Origin of the sequence: Ciceribacter sp. L1K23, assembly GCF_018122705.1 — a bacterium.
Classification (GTDB): domain Bacteria; phylum Pseudomonadota; class Alphaproteobacteria; order Rhizobiales; family Rhizobiaceae; genus Allorhizobium.
Genome location: NZ_JAGRRC010000001.1, coordinates 3,561,174 through 3,584,669, shown reverse-complemented (window position 1 = coordinate 3,584,669; position 23,496 = coordinate 3,561,174). Strand labels below are relative to the sequence as shown.

The following is a 23,496-nucleotide window of genomic DNA, read 5'->3' as shown; positions in this document are numbered from 1 at the left end:
AGACGAGCGCCAACCAGTTTCAACAGGTGAATGCGAGGAGGATGCTTCCGGTGGGCAAGCGAAGCGGTTAAGGGTCGACATAGCCGGTGGCCTTTCACGAGAAGGTTGCAGGTCAGGCTTTCGTCGGTGTTCCAGCACCGGCGGGAGCCGCTAAGTGTCTGCAGAACCAGGCGTTTCTGCTGACACCGTCGACATAGCCCGGAGAACCATGTCCGGCAAGTCGACAAGAACACACCCGGAACAAAGAGCTCCGGGATGGTTAACGAAGGACGCGGCTTCCCCTGAATGCAAAAAGCCCCGCGCGGTGGCGGGGCTCTTGGTGGCGGTCTGGTGTCAGGCAGCCAACCTCTTTAGCTGTCGCTTGAACGGTCTGGCATCGAACACAAGCTTCGTCCTGAGTTCGTCTCGACCGTCTGGAGCGACGGTATCCAGAGCACTATCGATCTGGTCCCGCACCGGTAGGGGCATCTGACCGTAGCCGAGCAACCCTGCATCAGCCTCCTGTTCGATCTTCACAGCGACGTCGGAGCCGGCCTCCTCCTCCTCGGCGTCACCCGGCAGGGGGTCACCGTGAACGACGAAGCGGAGGAGCGGTACCACTTCGTTCTGAAGCCAGGGTACAAAGCTCGCTCTGTCCGGCCAGTCCTCCGTGCCGCCCATCCGATGCAGGAGTGCCTGCACCTTCCGCCAGTTGGTGCCGTCGGGCAATTTCTCCGGACGCCAATTCAGATGCGGAGTGACGTCTGGCCTGAGCGGAGCGGCAAGACTATTGATCAGGTCGTGAGCATGGCGGCAGTCGTAGGTGACAGCATCACACAATGCCCCTTTGCGCACGGCCCGGTTCCGGGAGAGCGGCTCAAGCGCCTTCTCGACCTTCTTCAGGCTCGACGTCGCCAAGCCGAGGAAGCGTGCCGCATCCTGCTCGATCTTCAGATCGGCAACTTTGCGCAGGCCGGCCAATCCGCCCATGTTCAGACTGTCAGGAACGGGCGCTGTCTTCTTGGCCGTCGATACGCCGACCATCTGCTTGACCTGGGCTACGGTGAGCTCCTCGCCGGCTTCAAGAGCAGCCAGTACGTCCTCGACCTTTTGTTCCTCGGCGTAGGCGAGGACGAAGAGCATGGTCGGGGACGTCGCCGTTGCGACCAGCCGCTCCTTATAGACACTCAGGTTCTCATAGACGGCGATATAGTTGCGGGCGGTCTTCGGGGTGAACTTGCAGATCGCCTTCACCCACGCGCCGAGCTCTCGCTCCGGGAGTATGGCTTTCGCGCGGGCGAGGTAGCCGCCCAGCTCGTAGGCCTGCAGGTTTGTCCTGCGACCGAGAGAGCGAATGTCCTCGCCGATGGCCTGGAGCTCGCTGACCTCCTCTGGCGAGACGTCGTCGGCCGCCTTCGCCGCCTTCGCGGCGAGCTTTGCCGAAATCTTCTTATGCGTGTACTTCGCCATGTATTCATTATCTCCTTGTCTGATCCGGCCTTCATCAGCGACCGTGAGATAATGATGACATGGATTTCAGGAAGGTGTTACAACCGCGATCTTCAACACTATGAAAAACAACGATAAATAACGATTTTATCGACTTTCGCGTCGGATTTTCTCAATGATTCCAAAAGCCGAAATTTCTCGAAAATTTTTCTGGAGGCCAATCTTAATGCATCAATAGGTTGTTTTTGAATATCCACCATACCGAATATCAGCCCGAAATCTGCCGCTCGATCCGTCGACTCCGCTTCTTGATGAGGAAGACGAGGTTCGAGGCGATTTCCCGGTTCGAAACCGGGTAGGATCGCACCTGCTCGAGCGCTTCGTCGGCCTTGGTCGCGGTAGCGGGGCTGAGCCCGACGTCGGTGAGGATGAAGCCGATATGTGGATCGAGACTAGATAAAGGAGGGGTCGTCAGCCCCCCACGGCAAATACCGAAGGTTAACCATACCGGCGTTTCGACTAACTCAACCGTCGCGTGATGGGTTGCGCACGCCGTCCTCCTCACTATGTTTGCCTCACGACGAGCTGTCCCGACGCAGGTGAGAGTGCAATGGGAACCCCGGCTCGTCGTCGAAGAAGCCAGCGCGGCAAGGCTCGCTCTCAGGGTCCCGCATCGTTTAGCCCCCCAAAAAACAACGATGCGTGGAACTGAAAGGAGAAACTATGTCCGCGAACTCGCTTGATAACACTCTGAACACCGCCGCAGCCGATATCGATCCGATCCTGAAGATGCTTGGCGTATTCAACGACGGCGTAGATTCGTTCAATGCAGATGCAGCACTGCTGAAGTATGGCCGCCGCTTCAAACATGTTGACCGCCGCCCCGCCGGTTTGCGCCAGGGGCCGCTCGGCCAGTGCTTCAAAAACTGCACTAGCCCGCTGATGCAATTCCTGAGCGATCCCCACCCACCGTACCTCTACGCGGAAGGATATGCGTTCGACACGGAGCTGGGCGTTCCGTTTCAACATGCCTGGCTGGTTGATACGGCCGGTCGCGCAATCGACCTGACCTGGAGCAATCCGGGGGACGCAGTCTATTTCGGGGTCACATTCAGCCAAGAGTTCCTGCTGGAGGCGATGCGACTGACCGAGGTTTATGGCGTGCTCTTTAATCCGGGTCTGGAGAAGCGTCTGTTTGCCGATCAAGCAACGTTCGCACGGACACTGCGCCGACCGAGCCTGCCCGGCCTGCCCCGTTCATCGTACACGTAAAGGCGGAAGTCATAGCAGCACTGGCCGGGAGGCCGCTTCCGGCCAGTGTCAATCGCACAGACCCTTCATTTCAGGATAGAGTTTGCATGACGAAGAACGTCATCATCTACGCGCGTTACTCGACCGATCGACAGGACGAGCAGTCGATCGAGACACAGGTCAACCTCGCAAGCGAATTCGCCGCACAACGGGGCTGGACCGTTACTGGCATCTATGACGACCGCGCTGTCAGTGGCACGATGCTCAAGATGCGGCCTGGCATCCAAGACGTCTTGCGGGCGGTCAAGCGGGGCGGCGTCGATATTCTTCTCTGCTTGTCGGTGGACCGCATCTCCCGCGACATGGAGCATAGCACCGGCATCCTGAAGAAGCTGCGGCACAAGGGCGTCGAACTCTGGACCGTGCAGAATGCCGCGCCCGTGAACGACATGGAGCTCGGCCTTCGCGCAATCATCAGCCACGATTCGATCGAGCAGACGCGCTTTAAGACGCGAGAAGGCATGAAGACCGCAGTCCGCAAGGGCAAAGCGGCCGGTGGAATTGCGTATGGCTACCGCATGAAGTTGGAGCATGACGACAAGTTCAATCGCATCGCGGGTCTGCGGGAGATTGATAAAGAACAGGCCGAGATCGTTCGCTGGATTTTCGAGCAGTATGCTCTGGGTCGATCGCCTCAGGAGATGGCCATCGAGCTCAACAACCGTGATCCGTCGGTAGCCGGACCACGGGGCGCACTTTGGCGCGACACAGCGATCCGCGGCCACCGCGACCGCGGAACAGGCATTTTGAATAACGAGGCCTATGTTGGACGCCTCGTCTTCAATCGGCGCAACTTTCGTAAGAACCCTGAGACCGAGCAGCGGGAAGCCCGCATGAACGACCGGAGTGAATGGGTTATCGCAGAGGTGCCAGAATTGCGGATCATCGACGATGAACTCTGGGCGAAGGTAAAAAAACGACAATTGGAGGTCGGCGCTAACTTCGTCAAAACCGAAACCAACAGGCTCAACCGAACCCATCGGCCAAAGTATCTATTCAGCGGTCGTCTTGAGTGCGGGATTTGTGGAGGACCCTATTCCATAACGGCAAATGCTCGTTTTGGATGCAAGAACCGAAGCAAGCATCTGCCGGTCGAACATCTGGGCCGCAAGATTTGTCCAAACTCCAGGACAATCAGCAGGCGGGAACTTGAGACCCGGGTCCTCGACGCAATCCCGGCAAACCTGCTGTCCGTCGAGAATACCGCTTCAATCCAGGCGGAAGTGAACAAGCAGATTACAGCCGCAACAAAAAATGACGAGCGGAATAAGGAGAAGCTTCAGGCCGAACTACGAGACGTCGCGAAACGGCAAGACGTGATCGCTGCGCAGATCACCCAGCGCATCATGAATGGTCAATCTCCCATCGACGCCTTCGACCGCATGCTTGATGAACTGCAGCAACGCAGCTCTGAGATACAAAGTGTATTGTCCACCGCAACGAAGAAACGCAGCGGGCAGGCCAAAACATTCACCATCAGCCCGAGTCTTTATGCGAATACCATTCAGGCGTTGACCTATATCGCTCGGACTGGCAACACCGAACTTGACGCTGTCCAACAGCACTTCGATTTTCTTCGGTCGTTGGTTCAGAAGATCATCATTACCCCCTCAGGTGACGGTAAGACAGCTGAGCTCTCCATCATCGGCCGGTTGGCCTCCATTCTCGCGTCGATGCGGGCGTTCCAAGACTACAGTGCTGGAATCAAAGAGCGGCATAGAAACGAGTTCGCCCGCCGTGTGAGGGCGGGTGAGTTTAGGGATAGAGCTGAGAAGATGGCGTATTTGCACCGGTTCGAGGCTGTCCTCGCTGAGGAGGAGACTTCATGGCGCCGGTTACAAGTCTCAGTGGTTGCGGGGGCAGGATTTGAACCTGCGGCCTTCAGGTTATGAGCCTGACGAGCTACCGGGCTGCTCCACCCCGCGCCAAGCGCATTCGGCTTTGCCGAACCTGGAGCAGAGGACTTTGCAAACCATCGACAACCCGTTCGGCACGAGGTTGTCACCCATGTCTTAGGTACACGATGTTACCTATGTCTTCGGTATGGACAATATGGAGAATGGCGGACAGAGAGGGATTCGAACCCTCGATACGCTTTCACGTATACACGCGTTCCAGGCGTGCGCCTTCAACCACTCGGCCACCTGTCCTTAATCAGTCTGAGCGCGCTGGGCGGCATGACCGGTCGGGCGCGATATATACCGAGGATTCGTTCGGGATCAACCGAAATCTAACAGATTTTTGAATAGTGTCGTGAAACGTGTCACAGACACCATCTTGCGTACCACGTTATTCTAATATTGATTGTAGTGCCGCCGCAGGGCGGCGCATGTAGGGGTGAGTAGGGCGTCATGTTCAGGTTTGCGTTTCGGCTTTTGAGCCTTCTGACCCTTGTGGTTGCCGTTGGCGCGGCCACCATGGACTCGATCGAGTCCGTTGCCTCATCGGAAGTTGTGCTGACATCACTGGCCGCCGCGTGGACGGAAATGAGCCCGTCGAGCCTCATGTTGGCCCAGCAGGCGGCGGAAGAACATTTACCGCCCGCCGTGTGGCAGGCGCTGCGCGAGTGGCTGCTGCCGCAACCCGCCTTCGCGGCCTTCCTCGCCTTGTCGCTGCTGCTGTGGATGATCGGCTATAAGCGCGAGCATCCTGCTGGCCGCTTTGCCGTCTGAGGATGCCGGCCGGGCGGCAGCGGGTCGTTGAACGGGAGCCGTCTGATGTTTCTGATCGACATGTTCAACAAGAAAATGACGATGCCGTCCGCCGAGACGGCTTTGCCGGGTCGCCCGCGACCCATCGAAACCGCTGATCTTCACGTTATATCGGCGAGGTCGCTGCTTGCGATGCCCCCTGCTGGTTTTGCCACCATCTATCTGGGCTTGGGGAATTTTTGGGCCGCCGAGCGCCTCTTCTGGAATCTGCCTGGGATTTGGGTGACCGCCGTTGGCTTCCAGGGCGGCTTTACTCCCAATCCTACCTTTCAGGAGGTGATGACCGGCCTCACAGGCCATGCCTGCGTGGTCAAGATCGTGTACGATCGATCGGCCTTGCCGCTTCACTCCATATTGAAGCTGTTTTTCGAGGCTCATGATCCGACACAGGGCATGCGGCAGGGAAATGACATCGGCACGATGTTCCGGTCGGTAATTTTCGGGGCCGATCAACAGTCCGTCGACATCGCGATCCGGATGCGTGATCTCTATCAGAGTGCTCTTCTCGCCGCGGGTCGCAGGCAGACCGTAACCACGACAATCACCATAGCTCCAGAATTTTACCACGCTGAAGAATATCACCAGCAGTATCTTGCAAGGAACGTGGGTGCCTCCGCCGTTTTAAGGGGCACGGGCGTGCCGTGTCCGGTGCTGGATGACGCCGATCTCCACAGGGCGATTCCCACGTGATCACAATAGCTTGGATTGAGTTTTACCGGATGAAAAAAATCTGGTGAATTTTTCCTGCAGCCATGCAAGGATGAGTACAGCTAGGCCTCCGGCAGGTGGCCGGTGCAACCGCAGACATGCCCCCAAAGGGCTTGCGGGAGGACCCGATAAGATCAATAGCAACAAACAGGGCTGCAAAAATGAAGAAAACCCTCATCAGTCTCTTTGCCTTGGCCGCGATGTCGGCGACGGCGCTCGCTGCCGAAATCAAGCCTGCGCTTGTGTATGGCACCGGTGGCAAGTTCGATAAATCCTTCAACGAAGCCGCCTATAATGGCGCTGAGAAGTTCAAGGCGGAGACCGGTATTGAATATCGTGACTTCGAACCGACGGGCGACACGCAGGGCGAACAGGCGATCCGCAACTTCGCGTCCCGCGGTTACAACCCGGTCGTGGCGGTTTCCTTTGCCTGGACCTCTGCTGTGGAGAAGGTCGCCGCCGAATTCCCGGACACCAAGTTCATCATCGTTGATGCCGTCGTTGACCTGCCGAACGTTCGTTCGGTTGTTTACAAGGAAGAAGAAGGCTCATACCTCGTTGGCGTCCTGGCGGGCATGGCCTCCAAGACCGGCAAGGTCGGCTTTGTTGGCGGAATGGACATTCCGCTGATCCGCAAGTTCGAGTGCGGCTACGAGCAGGGCGCACGCGCGGCCAACCCGAACATCGAAGTCTTCCAGAACATGACCGGAACCACAGGCGCTGCCTGGAACGATCCGGTGCGGGGCGGCGAACTGACGAAGAATCAGATCGACCAGGGCGCTGACGTGATCTATGCGGCAGCCGGCGCGACTGGCCTCGGCGTGCTGCAGACCGCAGCCGATAACGGCAAGCTCTCGATTGGCGTGGACTCCAACCAGAACCACCTGCATCCCGGTTCGGTGCTGACCTCGATGGTCAAGCGCGTCGATCTGGCTGTCTACAATGCCTACCTCGACACCCAGGGTGACAAGTTCACCGGCGGCGTCCAGGCTCTTGGCGTCAAGGAAGACGGCGTTGCTTATGCGGTCGACGAAAACAACGCCTCGCTGATCACCGATGACATGAAGGCCGCCGTTGAAAAGGCAAAGGCCGACATCATTGCCGGCACGGTCAAGGTTCATGACTACATGACGGACAATTCCTGCCCGAAGTGATCCGATGAGGGCGCAAGCCGGGTCTGAGGCCCGGTTTGCGCCCTTTTCATGTCTGCTATCCGGAGGTCATCGGTGAACCAAGCGCCAGCGATCGAACTCGTCGGCATCGACAAGAAATTCGGTGCCGTACACGCCAATAAGAACATAAACCTGACGGTGGCCAAGGGATCGATCCACGGTATCATCGGCGAAAATGGTGCGGGGAAGTCGACGTTGATGTCGATACTCTACGGCTTTTATCAAGCCGACAGCGGGACGATCAGCATCGACGGCAAGCCGGTCACGATTCGCGACAGTCAGTCCGCGATCGAGGCAGGTATCGGTATGGTCCACCAACACTTTATGTTGGTGGAGAACTTCACCGTTCTCGAAAACCTGATGCTTGGTGCGGAAGGCGGCGGCCTTCTTGCCAAGGGTGCTGAATCGGCGCGTCAAACCCTGAGAAAGCTCGCCGACGACTATGGCCTGGAAGTCAATCCCGATGCCGTGGTGGAGGAACTGCCGGTTGGCCTGCAACAGCGTGTCGAAATCCTCAAGGCCATGTATCGAGGTGCCGAAATTCTGATCCTTGATGAACCGACAGGTGTGTTGACGCCGGCGGAGGCCGATCATCTCTTCAAGATCCTTGGCGTCCTGCGCGACCAGGGAAAGACAATCCTGCTGATTACCCACAAGCTTCGTGAGATTATGGCGATCACCGATACCGTCTCGGTCATGCGGCGCGGTGAAATGGTGGCAACCCGTAAGACGTCTGAAACGACTGTCGAGGAATTGGCGGAACTGATGGTCGGGCGCCGGGTGTTGCTCCACGTCGAAAAGGGAGCGGCAAACCCGGGAGAGGTCTACCTCTCTGTTCGGAACCTGACGGTCAAGGACAGTCGTGGGGTGACGATGGTCGACAACGTCTCCTTCGATGTCCGTGCCGGTGAGATCGTGGGCATCGCCGGCGTCGCCGGCAACGGCCAGAGCGAGTTGCTTGAGGCCATTACCGGCATCCGCAAGCCGACGACGGGTGAAATATGGATCAACGGCCGGAATGTCGCCGGTCTCGACCCTGCTGCCCTGCGTGGTATCGGACTGGCTCACATCCCCGAAGACCGTCACCATATGGGTCTTGTTCTTCCGTTCGAGGAAAGTCAGAACGCGATCCTCGGCTATCATCGCGATGAACGCTATGGACGAGGCCCGTTCCTGGATCCTGAGGCGATCCGCAAGGCGGCCGTCGAAGAGATCGAGAAATACGACATCCGTCCGCCGAACCCCCGGCTAAAAACGGCTAATTTTTCCGGTGGCAATCAGCAGAAGATCGTGGTCGCGCGCGAAATCGAGCGTGACCCGAAGCTCCTGATCGTCGGCCAACCGACCCGTGGCGTCGACATTGGCGCCATCGAATTCATTCATCGCCGCATTGTCGAAACACGCGACGCCGGCAAGGCAATCCTTTTGGTGTCGGTGGAACTCGACGAGATACGGTCGCTGTCCGACCGGGTTCTGGTGATGTTCGCCGGCCGGATCGTTGGTGAGAAGACGCCGGATACGGGTGAACAGACGCTCGGCCTGATGATGGCCGGTATCGCGGCATGAGGTTTCTATGAGTACTGCTTCCGTCCCGCTTCCGAACTGGATCAACTACGCGCTCCTGCCGCTGATCAACCTGCTTTTGGCATTCCTCGTTTCGGGCTTCGTTGTGTGGGTTATCGGCGAGGACCCGGTCGAGGCGCTGAAGCTCATGCTGCAGGGCGCGCTGGGACGCGGCGAAGGCATCGGCTTCACGCTGTTTTACGCAACGAGCTTCATCTTCACCGGTCTGTCCGTCGCCGTGGCCTTCCACGCCGGCCTTTTCAACATCGGCTCGGAGGGGCAGGCTTATGTTGGCGGTCTTGGTGCGGCGCTCGCGGCTCTCGCCCTCGATCACTACGTTCCGTGGTACGTTACCATGCCGTTCGCCATTCTCGGTGGCGCCCTGTTCGGGGCAGGCTGGGCTCTCATTCCGGCATGGCTCCAGGCCAAGCGCGGCAGTCACATCGTCATCACGACAATCATGTTCAACTTCATCGGCGCATCGCTGATGGTCTACCTGCTCGTCAACGTCTTGCGCGTGCCGGGAAAGATGGCGCCCGAGACGCGCACTTTCCTCGAAGGCGGCCAGTTGCCGAAGCTCGACGGGCTGATGTCGCTCCTTGGCATGAAGCTCGGCGCCGCGCCCTTCAACGTCTCCTTCCTGATTGCACTCTTGATGTGTTTCCTCGTCTGGGTGCTGATCTGGCGCACGAAATTCGGCTATGAAATGCGCACCTTGGGCCTCTCGCGCTCCGCTGCTGCATATGCCGGCGTGCCCTATGTCCGCACCGTCATTCTCACCATGTTGATCTCGGGCGGTCTGGCCGGCATGATGTCGTTGAACCCGGTGCTCGGCGCTTCGGCGCGCTTGCAGGTCGAGTTCGTCGGTGGTGCCGGTTTCGTCGGAATCGCGGTTTCGCTCATGGGGCGCAGCCATCCGCTAGGCATCATCCTGGCCGCGATCCTGTTCGGCATCCTTTACCAGGGCGGCGCGGAACTCTCGTTCGACATGCCCAACATCACCCGCGACATGATCGTCGTCATCCAGGGTCTGGTGATCCTGTTCGCGGGTGCGCTGGAATACATGTTCCGCCCGGCGATCGTCAGAGTCTATCAGCAGTTCGTGAAGGCTTGAGGGGACAGGAACTATGGATTTCTTCGATATCCTCGTCAGCATTCTCGGCTCCACCATCCGGCTGTCGATTCCGCTGATCTTCACGGCGCTCGCGGGACTGTTTTCCGAACGGGCTGGCATCTTCGACATCGGCCTGGAAGGCAAGATGCTCGCGGCCGCCTTCGCCTCCGCCACCGTCGCCTATGTCACGGGTTCGCCGTGGGTCGGGCTCCTGGCCGGTATTCTGGTCTCGATCTTCTTCTCGCTTATCCACGGCTTTGCCTCTATCACGAACCGGGGAAATCAGATCGTGTCGGGCGTTGCAATCAACTTCGTCGCCGCCGGGTTGACGGCCGTTCTGGGGCAGGCCTGGTTCAGCCAGGGGGGGCGCACGGCGCAACTGACTGGTGACGCCCGGTTCTCGCCGATAATCCTTCCCGGGGCGGATCTCGTTCGTGACATCCCCATCATCGGCCCGCTCTATGCGAATGTCATCTCCGGCAATAATATCCTGACCTATATGGCTTTCCTTGCCGTTCCGCTGGCTGCCTGGGTTCTCTACCGCACCCGTTTTGGCCTGCGCCTACGAGCCGTCGGCGAAAATCCCGGTGCCGTCGACACAGCCGGCATTTCCGTCGCCTTCCTGCGATACCGCGCCGTCATCGTCGCCGGCTTCCTGTGCGGCTTCGCGGGCACCTACCTTGCGATTGCCCAGTCGGCTGCCTTCATCAAGGACATGTCGGCCGGCAAGGGCTACATCGCGCTCGCGGCCCTCATCTTCGCCAAATGGCGGCCGGTTCCGGTGCTCTTCGCCTGCCTGCTGTTCGGCTTCCTCGACGCGCTCGCGAATTTCATGCAGGGCAAGTCCGTTCCCTTGATCGGCGAGGTTCCGGTGCAGATATTCCAGGCTCTGCCTTACATTCTCACCTGCGTGCTGCTCGCCGGCTTCATCGGCGCGGCCAACCCGCCCAAGGCCGGCGGCGTGCCCTATGTAAAGGAGCGTTGAGATGTCTCACGACCTGTTCGAAGCCGCCCGCGACGCCATGCGCTTCGCGCATGCGCCCTACTCCAAGTTTCCGGTCGGTGCGGCAATCCGCGCCGACGATGGAAAGATCTACACCGGCGCGAACATCGAGAATCTGTCCTTCCCACAGGGCTGGTGCGCCGAACCGACTGCCATCGGCTGCATGGTCATGGGTGGTGGAAGGAAGATCGTCGAGATGGCGGTGATCGCCGAAAAGATGCCGCTCTGCCCTCCCTGTGGCGGATGCCGTCAAAAAATTGCGGAATTCGCTTCAGCCGCCACGAAGATCTATCTGTGCGACGAAGTCGGCGTGAAAAAGACCATGACGATGAACGAATTGCTGCCCTTCAGCTTCGAGACGGACCTCCTCGGATGAGGGCGGTCATTGATCTGCTCGTCGATCGCCTGGATGGCCTCATGCCGCGTGTCGGCATTGTTCTCGGATCGGGTCTCGGCTCGCTTGTCGATGAGGTCGAAAATGCCGTCCGCGTCCCGTTTGCCGACATGCCGGGCTTTCCGGTGAGCGGCGTCTCAGGGCATGCGGGCGAGCTGGTGGCTGGTCGTCTGGGTGGCGTACCCGTCATCATGCTATCCGGTCGTGTTCATTACTATGAAAAGGGCGACGCCAATGCGATGCGGTTGCCGATCGCGGTCCTGAAGGGCCTCGGCGTCAGGACGCTGGTCCTGACCAATGCGGCGGGCTCGCTGCGCGAGGAGATGCCGCCGGGGTCGGTGATGCAGATTACCGATCACATCAATTTCTCCGGCTACAATCCGCTGATCGGCGAGCAGAGTGACGGGCGCTTCGTCGGCATGACCTCTGCCTATGACCAGAGTCTCGTTCTCGCCATGCGCGAGGCGGCGCTGGCGCAAGACATCCCCCTGTCATCTGGCGTCTATATGTGGTTTTCCGGCCCCAGCTTCGAAACGCCGGCCGAAATCCGGATGGCGCGGATTCTGGGGGCCGATGCCGTCGGCATGTCGACGGTTCCGGAAGTCATTCTCGCGCGATTTTTTGGGCTGCGGGTGGCCGCCGCATCGGTTATTACCAATTATGGTGCGGGCATGACGGGTGGCGAATTGAGCCACGAGGAGACCAAAGACATGGCCCCCATCGGTGGACGCAGGCTTGCGGCCATACTGAAAGCCATGATCTCGGGAGGAACGGACCTTGGATAGCCATCAAATGCGGGCGACTGCCGCAGTCGCATTGACCCTTCTGGATCTCACAAACCTGAAGGACGATTGCACCCCTGAGGCCGTCGAAGCACTTTGCAAGCGCGCCAGAACGCCCTTTGGCGACGTCGCCGCGATCTGCATCTGGCCACGTTTCGTTGCGCAGGCCCGGGCCATTCTCGGCGCCGGCGCTGCCGTTCGGATCGCCACCGTTGTGAATTTCCCCTCCGGCGATCTCGCAGTGGCAGATGTCGTGGCCGAGACACGGCAGGCGATATCGGATGGCGCCGATGAAATTGATCTCGTCATCCCCTACAAGGCGCTGATCGGCGGGAACGAGCAGGCAGTGGCTGAAATGGTCGCTGCGGTTCGCGGCGTGTGCGGTTCGGACGCCCTGCTCAAAACCATCCTGGAAACGGGAGAACTGAAGGACGCTGCCCTGATCCGGAGAGCGTCGGAGATTGCGATAGAGGCGAGCAGCAACTTCATCAAGACCTCGACCGGCAAGGCGGCGGTGAATGCTACGCTGGAGGCCGCCGACATCATGCTGCTGGCGATCCGCGACAGCCGTCGCCCGGTTGGCTTCAAGCCGGCGGGCGGCATCGGATCGGTTGTCGATGCCGGTCTCTATCTTCGCCTCGCGGCAACCATCATGGGAGACGACTGGGTCATGCCGTCGACCTTTCGCTTCGGGGCTTCCGGCCTCCTCGACGATATCTTGTCGGTCCTTTCCAACGGAAAGTCGCTGGCCACCGGCACAGGATACTGAGTGTGATCATTCCGCAGGAGATCATCAGGCGCAAACGCGATGGCGAAGAACTTGCCGCCGTCGAGATAGGCGCTTTCATCGAGGCCTTGAGCAACGAAGCCCTGTCCGAGGGACAGGTCGCCGCCTTCGCCATGGCCGTCTTTTTCCGCGGCATGACGCCCGCTGAAATCGTCGCATTGACCCTGGCCATGCGCGATTCGGGCGAGGTCCTGTCCTGGTCGGGCGTCGGCAAGCCGATCGCGGACAAACACTCGACCGGTGGTGTTGGCGATAATGTCTCCCTGATGCTGGCACCGATGGTTGCCGCGTGCGGTCTTGCCGTGCCTATGATCTCGGGGCGCGGCCTGGGTCACACCGGCGGTACGCTGGACAAGCTGCAGTCGATTCCTGGCTACGACGTCATGCCTGATCCGGCGACGTTCCGCAGGACGGTTGACGATGTCGGATGCGCCATCATCGGCCAGACCGGCGATCTTGCACCGGCGGACAAGCGCCTCTATGCGATCCGCGATGTGACGGCGACCGTGGAATCGATACCGCTGATCACCGCGTCCATCCTGTCGAAGAAGCTGGCTGCCGGCCTCGCGACACTGGTGCTTGACGTAAAGTTCGGCAATGGCGCCTTCATGCAGCAGGTTTCCGATGCCGAGGCGTTGGCAGCATCCCTTGTTGAGGTAGCCAACAGTGCCGGCGTCAAGACCACGGCACTTCTGACCGACATGAACGAGCCGCTTGCCGATGCCGCCGGCAACGCTCTCGAAGTGGCAAACTGTGTGGACTTTCTCCTGGGTCGCAAGGAAGGTAGCCGACTGGAGACCGTTACGCTCGCACTCGGTGCCGAAATGCTGGTGAATGCGGGAGTAGCGCGCAATCTTGCCGAGGCAACTGACCGCTGCCGCACTGCCTTGTCTTCCGGCCAGGCTGCCGAATTCTTCGCGAGGATGGTGACAAGCCTCGGTGGCCCGGCCGACTTTGTGGAACATCAGGCCCGCTACTTGCCGGTGGCACCGGTCGAAATACCGGTGCTGTCTGCCGGTGACGGATACCTTTCGTCCTGTGCCACCCGGAGCCTGGGAATGGCCGTCGTCGATCTGGGGGGAGGCCGCCGGCGCCCGACGGATCCGATCGATCACCGCGTCGGCCTGAGCCAGTTGCTGCCGCTTGGCACGAAGGTTGAAAAGGGCGATCTGATTGCGGTCGTGCATGCGGCGGATCAGGCGAGTGGCGAGCGCGCGGCCCAGGTTGTGGCGGCGTCGTATGCGCTGGCCGAAACACCACCTATTTCGGCGCCGGCGATCCTAAAGCGTATCTGACCCACTAGCGTTCGAGCTTCAACACGTCATCCGCTACCGCATAGCTGTGAAGCCGCCGCAGGAAGCTGAGGCCGATCAGCGTGTCGGATAGCGCCGCGTCCTTCAGGACGAAAGCGTCGACGTCCTTCACCCGGATCGAGCCGATCTCGACGCGGTCGAGGACCACATGCGCCGCTACCGTCTGCCCGTTCGCGGTACTGATCGGGTATTTGAAGTCCGTGCGCGCGGCGGTGAAACCGAGGCGACGCGCTGTCGATTCGTTGATCGCAATTACCGACGCTCCGGTATCGACAATCCCGTCGACGTCTTTCCCGTTCAGCTTGAATGTAGCGAGGAAGTGGCCGCGCTCGTCGGCCTTCAAGGTCACCCGGCCGGGACGATCGCTCTGTTGGGTCGGAGTGCTTGCCTGAGCGACATCGACGAACGACTCTTCGATGTCAGTATCTCCGCTCAGCAATCGAGGCACTTCGACGGCGGTCACTCCAACGACCGCCAGGATCATGAGACTGCGTGTCAACATATTCGCCCTCCCTGCCCACTACTGCCCCTTTACGGACATAGTAGCGCCACAACCTTGAGAGTCGAACTAAGTTTTTCAGTAAAATACGTTGAACCCGTACGAATATCGTACGGTTACCGTCTTTTTGCTATTTGGTGCCGTACATCCGGTCGCCTGCGTCTCCAAGACCGGGAACGATATAGCCTTTTTCGTTGAGGTGACTGTCGATCGAGGCGGTATAAACTGGAACGTCCGGATGGGCGTCGCGGAAGTTCTTGATACCTTCAGGGGCAGCAAGCAGGCAGAGGAAACGGATATTCTTGGCGCCGCGCTCCTTCAGCTTGTCGACCGCGGCAATGGAGGAATTGCCGGTTGCCAGCATCGGGTCGACAATGATGATCAGCCGTTCGGCGAGATTTTCCGGAGCCTTGAAATAGTATTCAACAGGTTGAAGGGTTTCGTGATCGCGGTACACGCCGATATGCGAGACCCTGGCCGCCGGAACCAGTTCCAGCATGCCTTCGAGCAGTCCGTTTCCGGCACGCAGGATGGATGCGAACACCAGCTTCTTGCCTTCGAGGATCGGTGCCTGCATCTCCGTCAGAGGCGTCTCGATCGTCTCCATCGTCAGCTCGAGGTCACGTGTGACCTCGTAGCAGAGCAGCGTCGAAATTTCCCGCAGCAACCGACGGAAACTCGACGTGGACGTTTCCTTCCGGCGCATGATCGTCAGTTTGTGCTGCACAAGCGGATGGTCGATGACAGTTACGCCGTTCATGATCAGGCTTTCTCCGTGAGCTTTTTCTTATCTTTTTTCACGCCTCCCGCCCCTTGCGCAAGGGGCGCGTGTCGGTTTGGCATCTCATCCCCAGCTCCCCTTCAAGGCCGGATCAGATGTCAAGGCGCGTCAGAAGGTTGGCACGCGTCGTCTCGTCCACAAAGGCCGATTCGATCGCCGTTCGCGTCATGGCGTTTATCTCGCCATCGGTGAACCCCATCGTGGTCTTCGCGAGCTCGTATTCACGCGCGAGCGATGTGTGGAAAAATGGCGGATCGTCGGAGTTCAGTGTAACGCGCACGCCGGCTGCAAAGAAGTCCCGCAGCGGATGATGCTGGAAGTCGGGGAAGACGCCGAGCGCGATGTTGGAGCCCGGGCACACCTCCAGCACGGTTCCGAGATCTGCAAGGCGCTTGACCAAATCAGGGTCCTCGATCGCCCGCACCCCATGGCCGATCCGGCTCGGCTTCACGAGATCGAGCGCGTCCTGAACGCTGAACGCGCCACACAATTCTCCTGCATGGATGGTGATGCCGAAACCCGCCTCGCGCACGATGTCGAAAGCGCGTGCATAGTCGGCAACCCGGTTCATTCGCTCCTCGCCCGCTATGTTGAACCCTGTGATCAGCGGATGCGATTGCCGCGCTGTCCATTCGGCCCGGCGAAGGACATTCTCCGGACCCAGATGGCGTTCTCCGATGACCACCATACGGCATTCTATGCCGGCTTTATCCTTCGCGGCGCGAATACCGGTGGCCAGACCCTCCACATACTCTTCCGGGGAAAGCCCAACCTCCAGACCATGGTCCGGCGAGATGAACAGTTCGCTGTAGATGGCATTCTCCCCGGCGAGCTCCAGCAGGTATGCTTCCGCCAGATCTGCATAATCTTCCGCCGTCCGGAAGACCGATGCAACCTTGTCGTAGCACCCGATGAAGCTGGTGAAGTCGGTCCACACGTAGGCGCCGTCTCGGATAAAGTCCGAGCTGTCGATGCCGTACTTATCCGCCAGCCGCAGGGTGAGCGCCGGAGGCGCCGCACCTTCGATGTGGCAGTGCAGTTCGGCTTTCTTGAGATGCTTTGTCACAGGAAACTCCGTCCGTGGCGGCCGGCCGCAATGCCGAGATGGGCAGCCACCGTTTCTCCGATGTCGGCGTAAGTGGGGCGTATCCCGATCTGTCTTGATCGGATTCCCGGCCCGAACGCCATGATGGGCACCCGCTCCCGCGTGTGGTCGGTGCCGCGCCAGGTGGGATCGCAACCGTGATCCGCCGTCATCAGCACCATGTCGCCCGGTTTCAGTCGCCGGTTCACCTCGGGGAGGCGCCGGTCGAAGGCCTCGAGCGCGGCCGCGTAACCCGGCACGTCGCGACGGTGGCCGAAGAGCATGTCGAAATCGACGAAATTGGTGAACACCAGGTCGCCGTCCTCGGCCTCGTCCATGACCTTCAGCGTCGCATCCATCAGGGCCATGTTTCCATTGGCCTTGATCACACGCGTCACGCCTTGGTGAGCGAAGATGTCGCCGATCTTGCCAACCGCGTGCACCTTGCGCCCCACCTCGATCAACCGGTCGAGTAGAGTCGGCTCCGGCGGCAGGACGGAAAAGTCGCGGCGATTGCCGGTGCGTTCAAACGTCGCCGCCGTCTCGCCGACAAATGGTCGTGCGATGACGCGTCCGATATTGAGCGGATCGACCAGTTCGCGCACGATCTGGCATAGCGTCATCAGCCGATCCAGGCCAAAATGCGTTTCGTGCGCTGCTATCTGGAAGACCGAATCCGACGATGTGTAGCAGATCGGCTTACCGCTGCGGATATGCTCCTCGCCAAGCCTTGCGATGATCTCAGTGCCGGACGCGTGGCAGTTACCGAGAATGCCGGGAAGCTCGGCCCGTTCGCGGATCGCCTGCACGAGGTCGGCGGGAAAGGCTTCTGTCCCCTCGGGGAAATAGCCCCAGTCGAACATCACTGGCGTCCCCGCGATCTCCCAGTGGCCCGATGGCGTGTCTTTTCCGTGCGACGTCTCGCTCGCTGCTCCGTGCATGCCGAAAACCCTCTCCGGGACAGGCATTCCGGCAGGATAAGTGCCGCTGGCAAGTTTAGCGATGTGCACCAGGCCGAGTGCCGAAAGGTTGGGCAGGGTCAGCGGTCCGGATCGAAGACCAGCCCGGTCGCCGAGGCCGGCTGCGCAGAATTCAGCGATATGACCGAGCGTGTTCGAGCCATCGTCTCCGTAACGAGGCGCATCCGGTGCGCCACCGATGCCGAAGGAATCGAGAACGAACAGAAATGCGCGCGCCATATGTCACCCGAACAGGAGGCCTGCGGTCCGCAAGCGAAAGCGGCGATGATTAGCGCGTCCCGGCCATGTTGGCAAATGCCGTCAGCAGTCGCGGCAGCCGATCCCGGTTTCGCCCAGGCGCTGCAAGTAGTAGTACTCGCGATAGAACGTTTTCGTCGTCAGCTGCGAGCCCTTGAAGTTTGGCAGATAGATCATGAGCTCATGCGGAATGCTGAGTTCTGTATGAATGAGGAAGGAGTCCGCCTGCGCGAACTCGCCGATCGAGACGCTCTCTCCCTCCGTGTAGGGAGTGGTGTTGTCGTTCTTCCAGGACCACGCAATCGTCGCATTGCCGTTCGTGTCTACGGCGATGCCGCTGACGGTCAGTTCAAGCCCCGCGTCGGAATAAGGAGCGAAGGTCGCGGCCGCGAAATCATTCATGCGGGTGAGGAAAGCCTTGTCGATATCACCTTCCTGCTGGCTGACGAGGTCTGCGACCGAACTCGCCGCGGCCGTCGCCCGCTTCATCACACTGAAGCCGATCGTGAACTCGAAGGCCGCCAGATAGCCAACGAGCAGGATCGGAAACAGCAACGCGAACTCCACGCCGCCGATCCCGTTCCGGTCGTCGCGCAGCCGAGCGAGCAGATTGCGCAACCTCGCGCGCAACTGTTTTTGACGATGTTCCGGCGAAACCGTTCTCTCAAACACGGGATCGGTCATGGATAGTTCTCGTTCTGGAATGTCGTTGTCGCGACGATCAGGAAATCTGTCGGCATCGAACCATCGGCGGGACGAATGGTCGTGATCAGAGGACGGATGAGATCCGCTGTCACCTGCCAGCGATAGAAGGCTCTCACCATGTTGATCGAGCCCGGGCCTCCGGGGCTAAAGCTGAACGATGAGGTGTCGAGATCGGAAAACGCGTCGCCGCTGACTTTCGGAACGCCGATCGGGATGGTCGAGAACGCCGTGAAGGTGCGAACGTCGAGATAGAGCTGTCGCGGTTCGTTGATCTCGGTCTCCGAGCATCGCATCATGATGGAAATTTCGTCGCAGAACGCCGAGCGGAACTGCGTTTCCGTCATGTCCGTGTCTCGGCCAAGACCAAAGGTGATCTCGCCGGTACGAATCTGGCGCGCCATCTGGTTTGTCGCATGCGACAACAGCTGCTCCGCGGAAAACGCGACAAATGTTTCGATGATCGCGAAGATGATCATGAAGTACGGGATGGCAAGAATTGCGAACTCGATGGCCGCCGCGCCGTCGCGCGATCGTATCAGCCGTCGCAATATGCGGCGGTTTCGCGGGCTGATGTCACGCTTGGAAGTCATTTCTTGCGCCCAGACAACGATTGTTCACGCGAACGCTACGCGGCAAACCTTGATTTTCCGTTGCCCACCCCCGTTGAATTGTCCGCGATGCGTTAACTGTTCGGCAACCTTGAAGGCGCCGGGGATCAATTCGTTGAGGAGGTTGCAGCTTTGGCGTGCGTTTCGCAGTTGGGCGAGCAGGACAGAACGGTTCTTTCTGTTGCCTTGAACACGCGCACCGTATTTCCCTCATCGATGGAAACGAGAATGCGCTCGTCGACGATCGCGTTTCCATCCGCGTCAAGCAGAACCAGATTGGTCGTGCCGAAGTTTCGGCCTGTCAGCACGATGGTCTGCGGATCGGCGACCGTTGCGTCCGCCACCTCCGCATTGCCGATGATAACCTTGCTAACCGGCCGGTCCAGCTTCAATACGCGCGCATGGTCCATATAGACGCGCAGCATATCCTCTTCACCATGCGCGGGAAACGAAAGCGCGGCGAACAGCAGAAGGGCTATGATGGAACCGTGGCGAGATGACATGTGCTGCCCTTGATGGAATTCAGCCGAGGCCTGGAAGCGAAAGAAGCATGCGCGTGATTGGTGAATGAAGGGTTAAACGCACCATTGGCGGTGTAACACCCCGCGTCCTGTGTAAATGAGGCACCCTCATGTCTTGCTCGAATACGGGGGGAATGGCTGCGTAGACGAGGCCATTTTTGGGTCTTGAGCAACCCTGTTTCACTTCGGAGCGGCTCTGGGTCAGCCAAACAGGCCGCACCCCCGACGAATCGTCAGCGCGGTCTAATCATGAACTTAGGCAGAAAGTCTTGTTTCTCAGCTGTTTGCGGGCAGGCAAGAGATATTCTTTAAAATCCTCTGATTTGCTTTTATCACTCGTTCACTCTGCTTTTGGCTATGGCTTCTTCACAAGTCGGTAACTTTCTTTCTTAAGTCGATAGCAACACGCCCCGTGTAGCTTCCGGTCATCCGAGCAACGGCAAACAGTTGCCGGACGTGCTGATCAACATTGTGGAGTTAGGAGAGTACCATGTCCAAGATTTTTGCACGCTTCCTGAAGGATGAGTCCGGCGCCACCGCTATCGAGTATGGCCTGATTGCCGCTCTCATCTCCGTTGCCCTCATCACCGGCGCCACCACGCTCGGCGACTCGCTGGACGAGACCTTCCAGGCGATTTCGACCGAAATGTCGACCGCTCAGGGCAACATGTAAGTTGGCGGTTTAGATATATGACAAGAAGCCGCTCCCCAAGGGCGGCTTCTTGCTTTTCGGGATAGTGAAAGCGGTAAGGTTTGATTGCTAGGCTGCGGCCTCGACGTTACCGCGGGGAGGGAGTGCCGATGATCGCGAGCATCATTTTCCTGGTGTTTCCACTCTGCCTCGTCATGGCGGCGCTGACGGATCTGATTGAAATGAAGATCCCCAACCGAATCCCGGCCATCCTCTCGCTGGCCTTCCTGTTGCTCGCGCCCTTTGTCGATCTTAACCTTCAGCAGTTTGCGTTTCATCTCCTCGCGGGCCTTGTCGTCTTTGCCGGATGTTTCGCCCTGTTCGCCCTCGGCGCAATGGGTGGCGGGGATGCCAAGCTGCTGACAGCCGCAGCGCTCTGGTTCGGCTTCAACGGCAGTCTGGTTGGCTTCCTTGCGACCGTCGCATTTCTTGGTGGCATTCTGACGATCCTCCTTCTGATCGTCCGGGCACGCGCCAACACGGTCCTGGCCCTCGGCCTCCCCATCCCCAGCTCCATCGTCCTTGCCAAGAAGGTCCCCTATGGCATCGCCATCGGCGCGGCTGGACTGATCAGTTTCCCTCAGTCTCCGCTTGCGATATGGGCCATCCACGCGGCCGGCTGACAGCGCCGAAACCGATCGTTAACTAAACCTGTAAGGTCCCTGTTAACCATAATTATACCAATTCCTGATCAATCTGGCGGGCAGAGTTCGCGTTCAAGGATCGGTCATGAAACCCGCCCGCATCATCATTCTCGCAGTCGCCGTCGTGGCGGCAGGTCTGGCAGGAGTGCTGGCAATGCGTCTGACAGGCGGCAAGCCGGCCGCAGTCAAGCAGATTGCCGACGTACAGAAGGTGCCGGCCGTGCGTGTTCTGGTGGCCGCCGAAAACCTTCCCGTCGGCGCCCGGCTGAATGACAAGTCCGTTCGTTGGATGCCTTGGCCCGAGAACAACGTCGTCGAAGGCTTCATCACCGACTCCGGTCGTCCCAAAGCCATTGAGGAACTGGCCGGCGTCGTCGTCCGCCTGCCGATGTTCGAGGGCGAACCGGTTCGCGGAGAAAAAATCGCCGACGCGTCCGGCCGCATCATGTCTTCGCTGTTGCCGTCGGGCAAGCGGGCTGTCGCCACCGAAATCTCCGTTGAGACGGGTGCTGGCGGCTTCATCCTCCCCAACGACCGCGTTGACGTCATTATGGTCCGCAAGGGCGAGACCGATGCCTACCTGACCGAAACCATCCTCACCAACATCCGCGTTCTCGCCATCGACCAGCAGATCGAGGAGAGCAAGGAGGGCGGCAAGGCCGTGCTCGGCGCGACGGCGACACTGGAGCTGACGCCTGACCAGGCCAAGGTGATCACGGTAGCCCAACAGATGGCGGATCGGTTGTCGCTCGCGCTGCGTTCCGTTGCCGACGCGCAGGAGGCGGATACCGCCGCAGCCGACTATCTGCTCAGCGGTCGTTCGGGCCAGTCTGCGGTACAGGTGATCAAATCCGGGGCCATCGTCGGCGCCGCCCAGGGTGCGTTGAAATGAGCGGGAGCAAGACAGTGGGTGGACTGAAACAGAAACTTCGCGCTTCAGTCCGCATCGCGGTGGCGGTCTGCGTTGCGGTCTCGGCTGTCGCCGGCAGCGCCATCCCGCCGGTTTTCGAACGACCAGCCTTGGCAGCCGAAAGCGTCATCCGCATCGCACAGTCCGGCCCCGGCGCGCGGCGCACCATCAAGCTTGGCCTCAACAAGGCGCTGGTGGTCGATCTGCCCCAGGACGCCCATGACATCCTGGTCGCCGACCCGACGATGGCCGATGCCGTCACCCGCACGTCCCGACGCATCTATCTGTTTGGCAAGGCGGTCGGCCAGACCAATATCTTCATCTTCGGATCGGGCGGTGAGGAGATCGTCAGCCTCGATATCCAGATCGAGCGCGATATCGCCGGCCTGCAGTCAAATCTTCGCCGCTTCATCCCGGAGTCGGACATCAATGTTGAAATCGTCTCCGACAACATTGTCCTGACCGGAACTGTACGGACCCCGCAGGATTCGGCCCGCGCCGAAAGCCTCGCTCAGGCCTTCCTCAAGGGTGGTGAGGCAACAACCCGCAACACCACCGCGAGCAGTTCAGCCCAGGGCGGTGATGTCGCGATCTTCGCGGAAGAACGCCAGACGTCGTCCATCGTCAACCTCCTGACCATCGAAGGCGACGACCAGGTCACGTTGAAGGTCACCGTCGCAGAGGTCAGCCGTCAGGTGCTGAAGCAACTCGGCATCAACGGCCGGCTTTCGAGCGGCAATGACGGCTTTGCATTCGCCAATCCCGCCAACCTTGGCAATGCCATCAGCACCTTTGGATCTGGTGTCGTCAGTGGTTCGATCGGCTCTGTCAATCTGGCGGGTTACCTGTCGGCGATGGAGCAGGCTGGCGTGATGCGGACGCTTGCCGAGCCGAGCCTCACGGCCATCTCGGGTGAAGAGGCGAATTTCTATGTCGGCGGCGAGTTCCGGATGGCGAGCACGCAGGAAGTCGATATCGATCAGGATACCGGTGTCCCGACCGTCACCCGCGAAACTGAAACCGTCAATTATGGGGTCGAGCTGAAGTTTCGTCCCGTCGTCCTCGCCCCCGGACGGATCAGTCTCCGTATCGAGACCAATGTGTCGGAGCCAACCTATGAGGGCTCTGTCGTCACCGGCAACGGCACCGCGAGCACCATCCCCGGCAACACCTATCTTTCGATCCGCCGGCGTGAGGCATCCACCAGCGTTGAACTCCCCTCGGGCGGCTCGATCGTGATCGCCGGTCTCATCCAGGACAACGTCCGGCAGGCTTACTCCGGCGTGCCAGGTGTCGCACGGGTGCCGGTGCTCGGAGCACTGTTCCGCAGCAAGGATTTCATCCGCAACGAAACCGAACTGGTCATCATCGCCACCCCCTATCTCGTTCGCCCCGTGGCGCGGAACCAGCTGCAGCGGCCGGACGACAATTTCAGCCCGACCGACGATTTTTCCAGCGTCTTCCTGAACCGCGTGAACAAGGTTTACGGGCGCAAGGAAGGTCAGGTGAACGGCCGCTACCACGGCGCCGTCGGGTTTATCTACAAGTGA

The 23,496-nt window shown here is 59.7% G+C and carries 25 protein-coding genes and 2 tRNA genes; 15 read left to right on the top strand and 12 right to left on the bottom strand.

Features of this window, described 5'->3' with window-relative positions; translation table 11 throughout:
- Nucleotides 1-333: 333 nt before the first annotated feature.
- Entirely contained in the window at nucleotides 334-1,449 is a 1,116-nt protein-coding gene (locus tag J5J10_RS17425) for a hypothetical protein (protein WP_211930826.1), read from the bottom strand.
- A 702-nt stretch (nucleotides 1,450-2,151) separates the two neighbouring features.
- Between J5J10_RS17425 and J5J10_RS17420 the strand changes: the two genes are divergently transcribed.
- Complete coding sequence (locus J5J10_RS17420) at nucleotides 2,152-2,700, top strand: hypothetical protein (protein WP_211930825.1); 549 nt, start codon at nucleotides 2,152-2,154, stop codon at nucleotides 2,698-2,700.
- 65 nt (nucleotides 2,701-2,765) lie between these two features.
- Here the strand turns inward: J5J10_RS17420 and J5J10_RS22540 are convergent, their stop codons facing one another.
- The 4 genes from J5J10_RS22540 to J5J10_RS17400 form a co-directional block, all read right to left on the bottom strand.
- Nucleotides 2,766-3,719, bottom strand: a complete 954-nt coding sequence (locus tag J5J10_RS22540) for a hypothetical protein (protein WP_249116767.1) — start codon at nucleotides 3,717-3,719, stop codon at nucleotides 2,766-2,768.
- Between the two features lie 309 nt (nucleotides 3,720-4,028).
- Complete coding sequence (locus tag J5J10_RS17410; RefSeq protein WP_211930824.1) at nucleotides 4,029-4,298, bottom strand: hypothetical protein; 270 nt, start codon at nucleotides 4,296-4,298, stop codon at nucleotides 4,029-4,031.
- Nucleotides 4,299-4,587: 289 nt separating this feature from the next.
- Nucleotides 4,588-4,664: transfer RNA gene (locus J5J10_RS17405), tRNA-Met, on the bottom strand.
- 135 nt (nucleotides 4,665-4,799) lie between these two features.
- Nucleotides 4,800-4,889, bottom strand: a tRNA-Ser gene (locus J5J10_RS17400).
- A gap of 201 nt (nucleotides 4,890-5,090) precedes the next feature.
- On the opposite strand from J5J10_RS17400, the gene J5J10_RS17395 reads away from it, so the two are divergent.
- The 10 genes from J5J10_RS17395 (at nucleotide 5,091) to deoA (ending at nucleotide 14,268) form a co-directional block, all read left to right on the top strand.
- Complete coding sequence (locus J5J10_RS17395; protein WP_208548102.1) at nucleotides 5,091-5,411, top strand: hypothetical protein; 321 nt, start codon at nucleotides 5,091-5,093, stop codon at nucleotides 5,409-5,411.
- 45 nt (nucleotides 5,412-5,456) lie between these two features.
- A complete protein-coding gene (gene msrA, locus J5J10_RS17390; protein ID WP_211930823.1) occupies nucleotides 5,457-6,140 on the top strand; it encodes a peptide-methionine (S)-S-oxide reductase MsrA in 684 nt (227 codons plus the stop codon).
- Nucleotides 6,141-6,319: 179 nt separating this feature from the next.
- A complete protein-coding gene (locus J5J10_RS17385) occupies nucleotides 6,320-7,312 on the top strand; it encodes a BMP family ABC transporter substrate-binding protein (protein ID WP_211930822.1) in 993 nt (330 codons plus the stop codon).
- 72 nt (nucleotides 7,313-7,384) lie between these two features.
- Nucleotides 7,385-8,896: an ABC transporter ATP-binding protein gene (locus J5J10_RS17380; RefSeq protein ID WP_349252079.1), complete on the top strand. Its 1,512-nt coding sequence runs from the start codon at nucleotides 7,385-7,387 to the stop codon at nucleotides 8,894-8,896.
- 7 nt (nucleotides 8,897-8,903) lie between these two features.
- Complete coding sequence (locus tag J5J10_RS17375; RefSeq protein ID WP_208548106.1) at nucleotides 8,904-10,007, top strand: ABC transporter permease; 1,104 nt, start codon at nucleotides 8,904-8,906, stop codon at nucleotides 10,005-10,007.
- Nucleotides 10,008-10,020: 13 nt separating this feature from the next.
- Nucleotides 10,021-10,992: an ABC transporter permease gene (locus J5J10_RS17370; RefSeq protein ID WP_208548107.1), complete on the top strand. Its 972-nt coding sequence runs from the start codon at nucleotides 10,021-10,023 to the stop codon at nucleotides 10,990-10,992.
- Between the two features lies 1 nt (nucleotide 10,993).
- Nucleotides 10,994-11,386 carry a cytidine deaminase gene (locus J5J10_RS17365; RefSeq protein WP_211930820.1) on the top strand — a complete coding sequence of 131 codons (393 nt, stop codon included), beginning with the start codon at nucleotides 10,994-10,996 and terminating at the stop codon, nucleotides 11,384-11,386.
- Nucleotides 11,383-12,189 (top strand): purine-nucleoside phosphorylase, encoded by an 807-nt coding sequence (locus J5J10_RS17360; protein ID WP_211930819.1) that lies wholly within the window; start codon nucleotides 11,383-11,385, stop codon nucleotides 12,187-12,189. The genes J5J10_RS17365 and J5J10_RS17360 overlap by 4 nt, the downstream gene beginning before the upstream one ends.
- The gene (gene deoC, locus J5J10_RS17355; protein WP_211930818.1) at nucleotides 12,182-12,955 is read left to right on the top strand and encodes a deoxyribose-phosphate aldolase; all 774 of its coding nucleotides are present in this window, start codon (nucleotides 12,182-12,184) and stop codon (nucleotides 12,953-12,955) included. Before J5J10_RS17360 ends, deoC begins: the two co-directional genes overlap by 8 nt.
- A gap of 5 nt (nucleotides 12,956-12,960) precedes the next feature.
- Nucleotides 12,961-14,268, top strand: coding sequence for a thymidine phosphorylase (deoA, locus tag J5J10_RS17350; RefSeq protein WP_211931283.1), 1,308 nt, complete (start codon nucleotides 12,961-12,963; stop codon nucleotides 14,266-14,268).
- A gap of 4 nt (nucleotides 14,269-14,272) precedes the next feature.
- On the opposite strand, the gene J5J10_RS17345 is transcribed toward deoA, so the two are convergent.
- The 7 genes from J5J10_RS17345 to J5J10_RS17315 form a co-directional block, all read right to left on the bottom strand.
- Nucleotides 14,273-14,788 carry a TIGR02281 family clan AA aspartic protease gene (locus tag J5J10_RS17345; RefSeq protein ID WP_211930817.1) on the bottom strand — a complete coding sequence of 172 codons (516 nt, stop codon included), beginning with the start codon at nucleotides 14,786-14,788 and terminating at the stop codon, nucleotides 14,273-14,275.
- 127 nt (nucleotides 14,789-14,915) lie between these two features.
- The gene (gene upp, locus J5J10_RS17340) at nucleotides 14,916-15,545 is read right to left on the bottom strand and encodes a uracil phosphoribosyltransferase (RefSeq protein WP_208548112.1); all 630 of its coding nucleotides are present in this window, start codon (nucleotides 15,543-15,545) and stop codon (nucleotides 14,916-14,918) included.
- A gap of 112 nt (nucleotides 15,546-15,657) precedes the next feature.
- Nucleotides 15,658-16,632: an adenosine deaminase gene (locus J5J10_RS17335; protein ID WP_211930816.1), complete on the bottom strand. Its 975-nt coding sequence runs from the start codon at nucleotides 16,630-16,632 to the stop codon at nucleotides 15,658-15,660.
- Nucleotides 16,629-17,849, bottom strand: a complete 1,221-nt coding sequence (locus J5J10_RS17330) for a phosphopentomutase (RefSeq protein ID WP_211930815.1) — start codon at nucleotides 17,847-17,849, stop codon at nucleotides 16,629-16,631. Before J5J10_RS17330 ends, J5J10_RS17335 begins: the two co-directional genes overlap by 4 nt.
- A gap of 81 nt (nucleotides 17,850-17,930) precedes the next feature.
- The gene (locus tag J5J10_RS17325; RefSeq protein ID WP_211930814.1) at nucleotides 17,931-18,551 is read right to left on the bottom strand and encodes a TadE/TadG family type IV pilus assembly protein; all 621 of its coding nucleotides are present in this window, start codon (nucleotides 18,549-18,551) and stop codon (nucleotides 17,931-17,933) included.
- On the bottom strand, nucleotides 18,548-19,162 hold the full coding sequence (locus tag J5J10_RS17320) for a TadE/TadG family type IV pilus assembly protein (RefSeq protein ID WP_211930813.1): 615 nt from the start codon (nucleotides 19,160-19,162) through the stop codon (nucleotides 18,548-18,550). The genes J5J10_RS17325 and J5J10_RS17320 overlap by 4 nt, the downstream gene beginning before the upstream one ends.
- A 125-nt stretch (nucleotides 19,163-19,287) precedes the next feature.
- Nucleotides 19,288-19,683, bottom strand: a complete 396-nt coding sequence (locus tag J5J10_RS17315; RefSeq protein WP_211930812.1) for a pilus assembly protein N-terminal domain-containing protein — start codon at nucleotides 19,681-19,683, stop codon at nucleotides 19,288-19,290.
- A 508-nt stretch (nucleotides 19,684-20,191) separates the two neighbouring features.
- On the opposite strand from J5J10_RS17315, the gene J5J10_RS17310 reads away from it, so the two are divergent.
- From J5J10_RS17310 to J5J10_RS17295, 4 genes are all read left to right on the top strand, one after another.
- A complete protein-coding gene (locus J5J10_RS17310) occupies nucleotides 20,192-20,374 on the top strand; it encodes a Flp family type IVb pilin (RefSeq protein WP_208548118.1) in 183 nt (60 codons plus the stop codon).
- A 128-nt stretch (nucleotides 20,375-20,502) separates the two neighbouring features.
- Complete coding sequence (locus tag J5J10_RS17305) at nucleotides 20,503-21,015, top strand: prepilin peptidase (RefSeq protein ID WP_211930811.1); 513 nt, start codon at nucleotides 20,503-20,505, stop codon at nucleotides 21,013-21,015.
- 106 nt (nucleotides 21,016-21,121) lie between these two features.
- Entirely contained in the window at nucleotides 21,122-21,928 is an 807-nt protein-coding gene (cpaB, locus tag J5J10_RS17300) for a Flp pilus assembly protein CpaB (protein WP_211930810.1), read from the top strand.
- Nucleotides 21,925-23,496: a type II and III secretion system protein family protein gene (locus J5J10_RS17295; protein ID WP_211930809.1), complete on the top strand. Its 1,572-nt coding sequence runs from the start codon at nucleotides 21,925-21,927 to the stop codon at nucleotides 23,494-23,496. The genes cpaB and J5J10_RS17295 overlap by 4 nt, the downstream gene beginning before the upstream one ends.

Coding starts and splice junctions, on each gene's coding strand:
- J5J10_RS17370 (WP_208548107.1), top strand. CDS start 10,021: ATGGATTTCTTCGATATCCTCGTCAGCATTCTCGGCTCCACCATCCGG.
- J5J10_RS17395 (WP_208548102.1), top strand. CDS start 5,091: ATGTTCAGGTTTGCGTTTCGGCTTTTGAGCCTTCTGACCCTTGTGGTT.
- J5J10_RS17315 (WP_211930812.1), bottom strand. CDS start 19,683: ATGTCATCTCGCCACGGTTCCATCATAGCCCTTCTGCTGTTCGCCGCG.
- J5J10_RS17325 (WP_211930814.1), bottom strand. CDS start 18,551: ATGACCGATCCCGTGTTTGAGAGAACGGTTTCGCCGGAACATCGTCAA.
- upp (WP_208548112.1), bottom strand. CDS start 15,545: ATGAACGGCGTAACTGTCATCGACCATCCGCTTGTGCAGCACAAACTG.
- J5J10_RS17385 (WP_211930822.1), top strand. CDS start 6,320: ATGAAGAAAACCCTCATCAGTCTCTTTGCCTTGGCCGCGATGTCGGCG.
- J5J10_RS17365 (WP_211930820.1), top strand. CDS start 10,994: ATGTCTCACGACCTGTTCGAAGCCGCCCGCGACGCCATGCGCTTCGCG.
- cpaB (WP_211930810.1), top strand. CDS start 21,122: ATGAAACCCGCCCGCATCATCATTCTCGCAGTCGCCGTCGTGGCGGCA.
- J5J10_RS17360 (WP_211930819.1), top strand. CDS start 11,383: ATGAGGGCGGTCATTGATCTGCTCGTCGATCGCCTGGATGGCCTCATG.
- J5J10_RS17330 (WP_211930815.1), bottom strand. CDS start 17,849: ATGGCGCGCGCATTTCTGTTCGTTCTCGATTCCTTCGGCATCGGTGGC.
- J5J10_RS17375 (WP_208548106.1), top strand. CDS start 8,904: ATGAGTACTGCTTCCGTCCCGCTTCCGAACTGGATCAACTACGCGCTC.
- J5J10_RS17310 (WP_208548118.1), top strand. CDS start 20,192: ATGTCCAAGATTTTTGCACGCTTCCTGAAGGATGAGTCCGGCGCCACC.
- J5J10_RS17295 (WP_211930809.1), top strand. CDS start 21,925: ATGAGCGGGAGCAAGACAGTGGGTGGACTGAAACAGAAACTTCGCGCT.
- J5J10_RS17305 (WP_211930811.1), top strand. CDS start 20,503: ATGATCGCGAGCATCATTTTCCTGGTGTTTCCACTCTGCCTCGTCATG.
- J5J10_RS22540 (WP_249116767.1), bottom strand. CDS start 3,719: ATGGGTTCGGTTGAGCCTGTTGGTTTCGGTTTTGACGAAGTTAGCGCC.
- J5J10_RS17345 (WP_211930817.1), bottom strand. CDS start 14,788: ATGTTGACACGCAGTCTCATGATCCTGGCGGTCGTTGGAGTGACCGCC.
- J5J10_RS17320 (WP_211930813.1), bottom strand. CDS start 19,162: ATGACTTCCAAGCGTGACATCAGCCCGCGAAACCGCCGCATATTGCGA.
- J5J10_RS17425 (WP_211930826.1), bottom strand. CDS start 1,449: ATGGCGAAGTACACGCATAAGAAGATTTCGGCAAAGCTCGCCGCGAAG.
- msrA (WP_211930823.1), top strand. CDS start 5,457: ATGTTTCTGATCGACATGTTCAACAAGAAAATGACGATGCCGTCCGCC.
- J5J10_RS17420 (WP_211930825.1), top strand. CDS start 2,152: ATGTCCGCGAACTCGCTTGATAACACTCTGAACACCGCCGCAGCCGAT.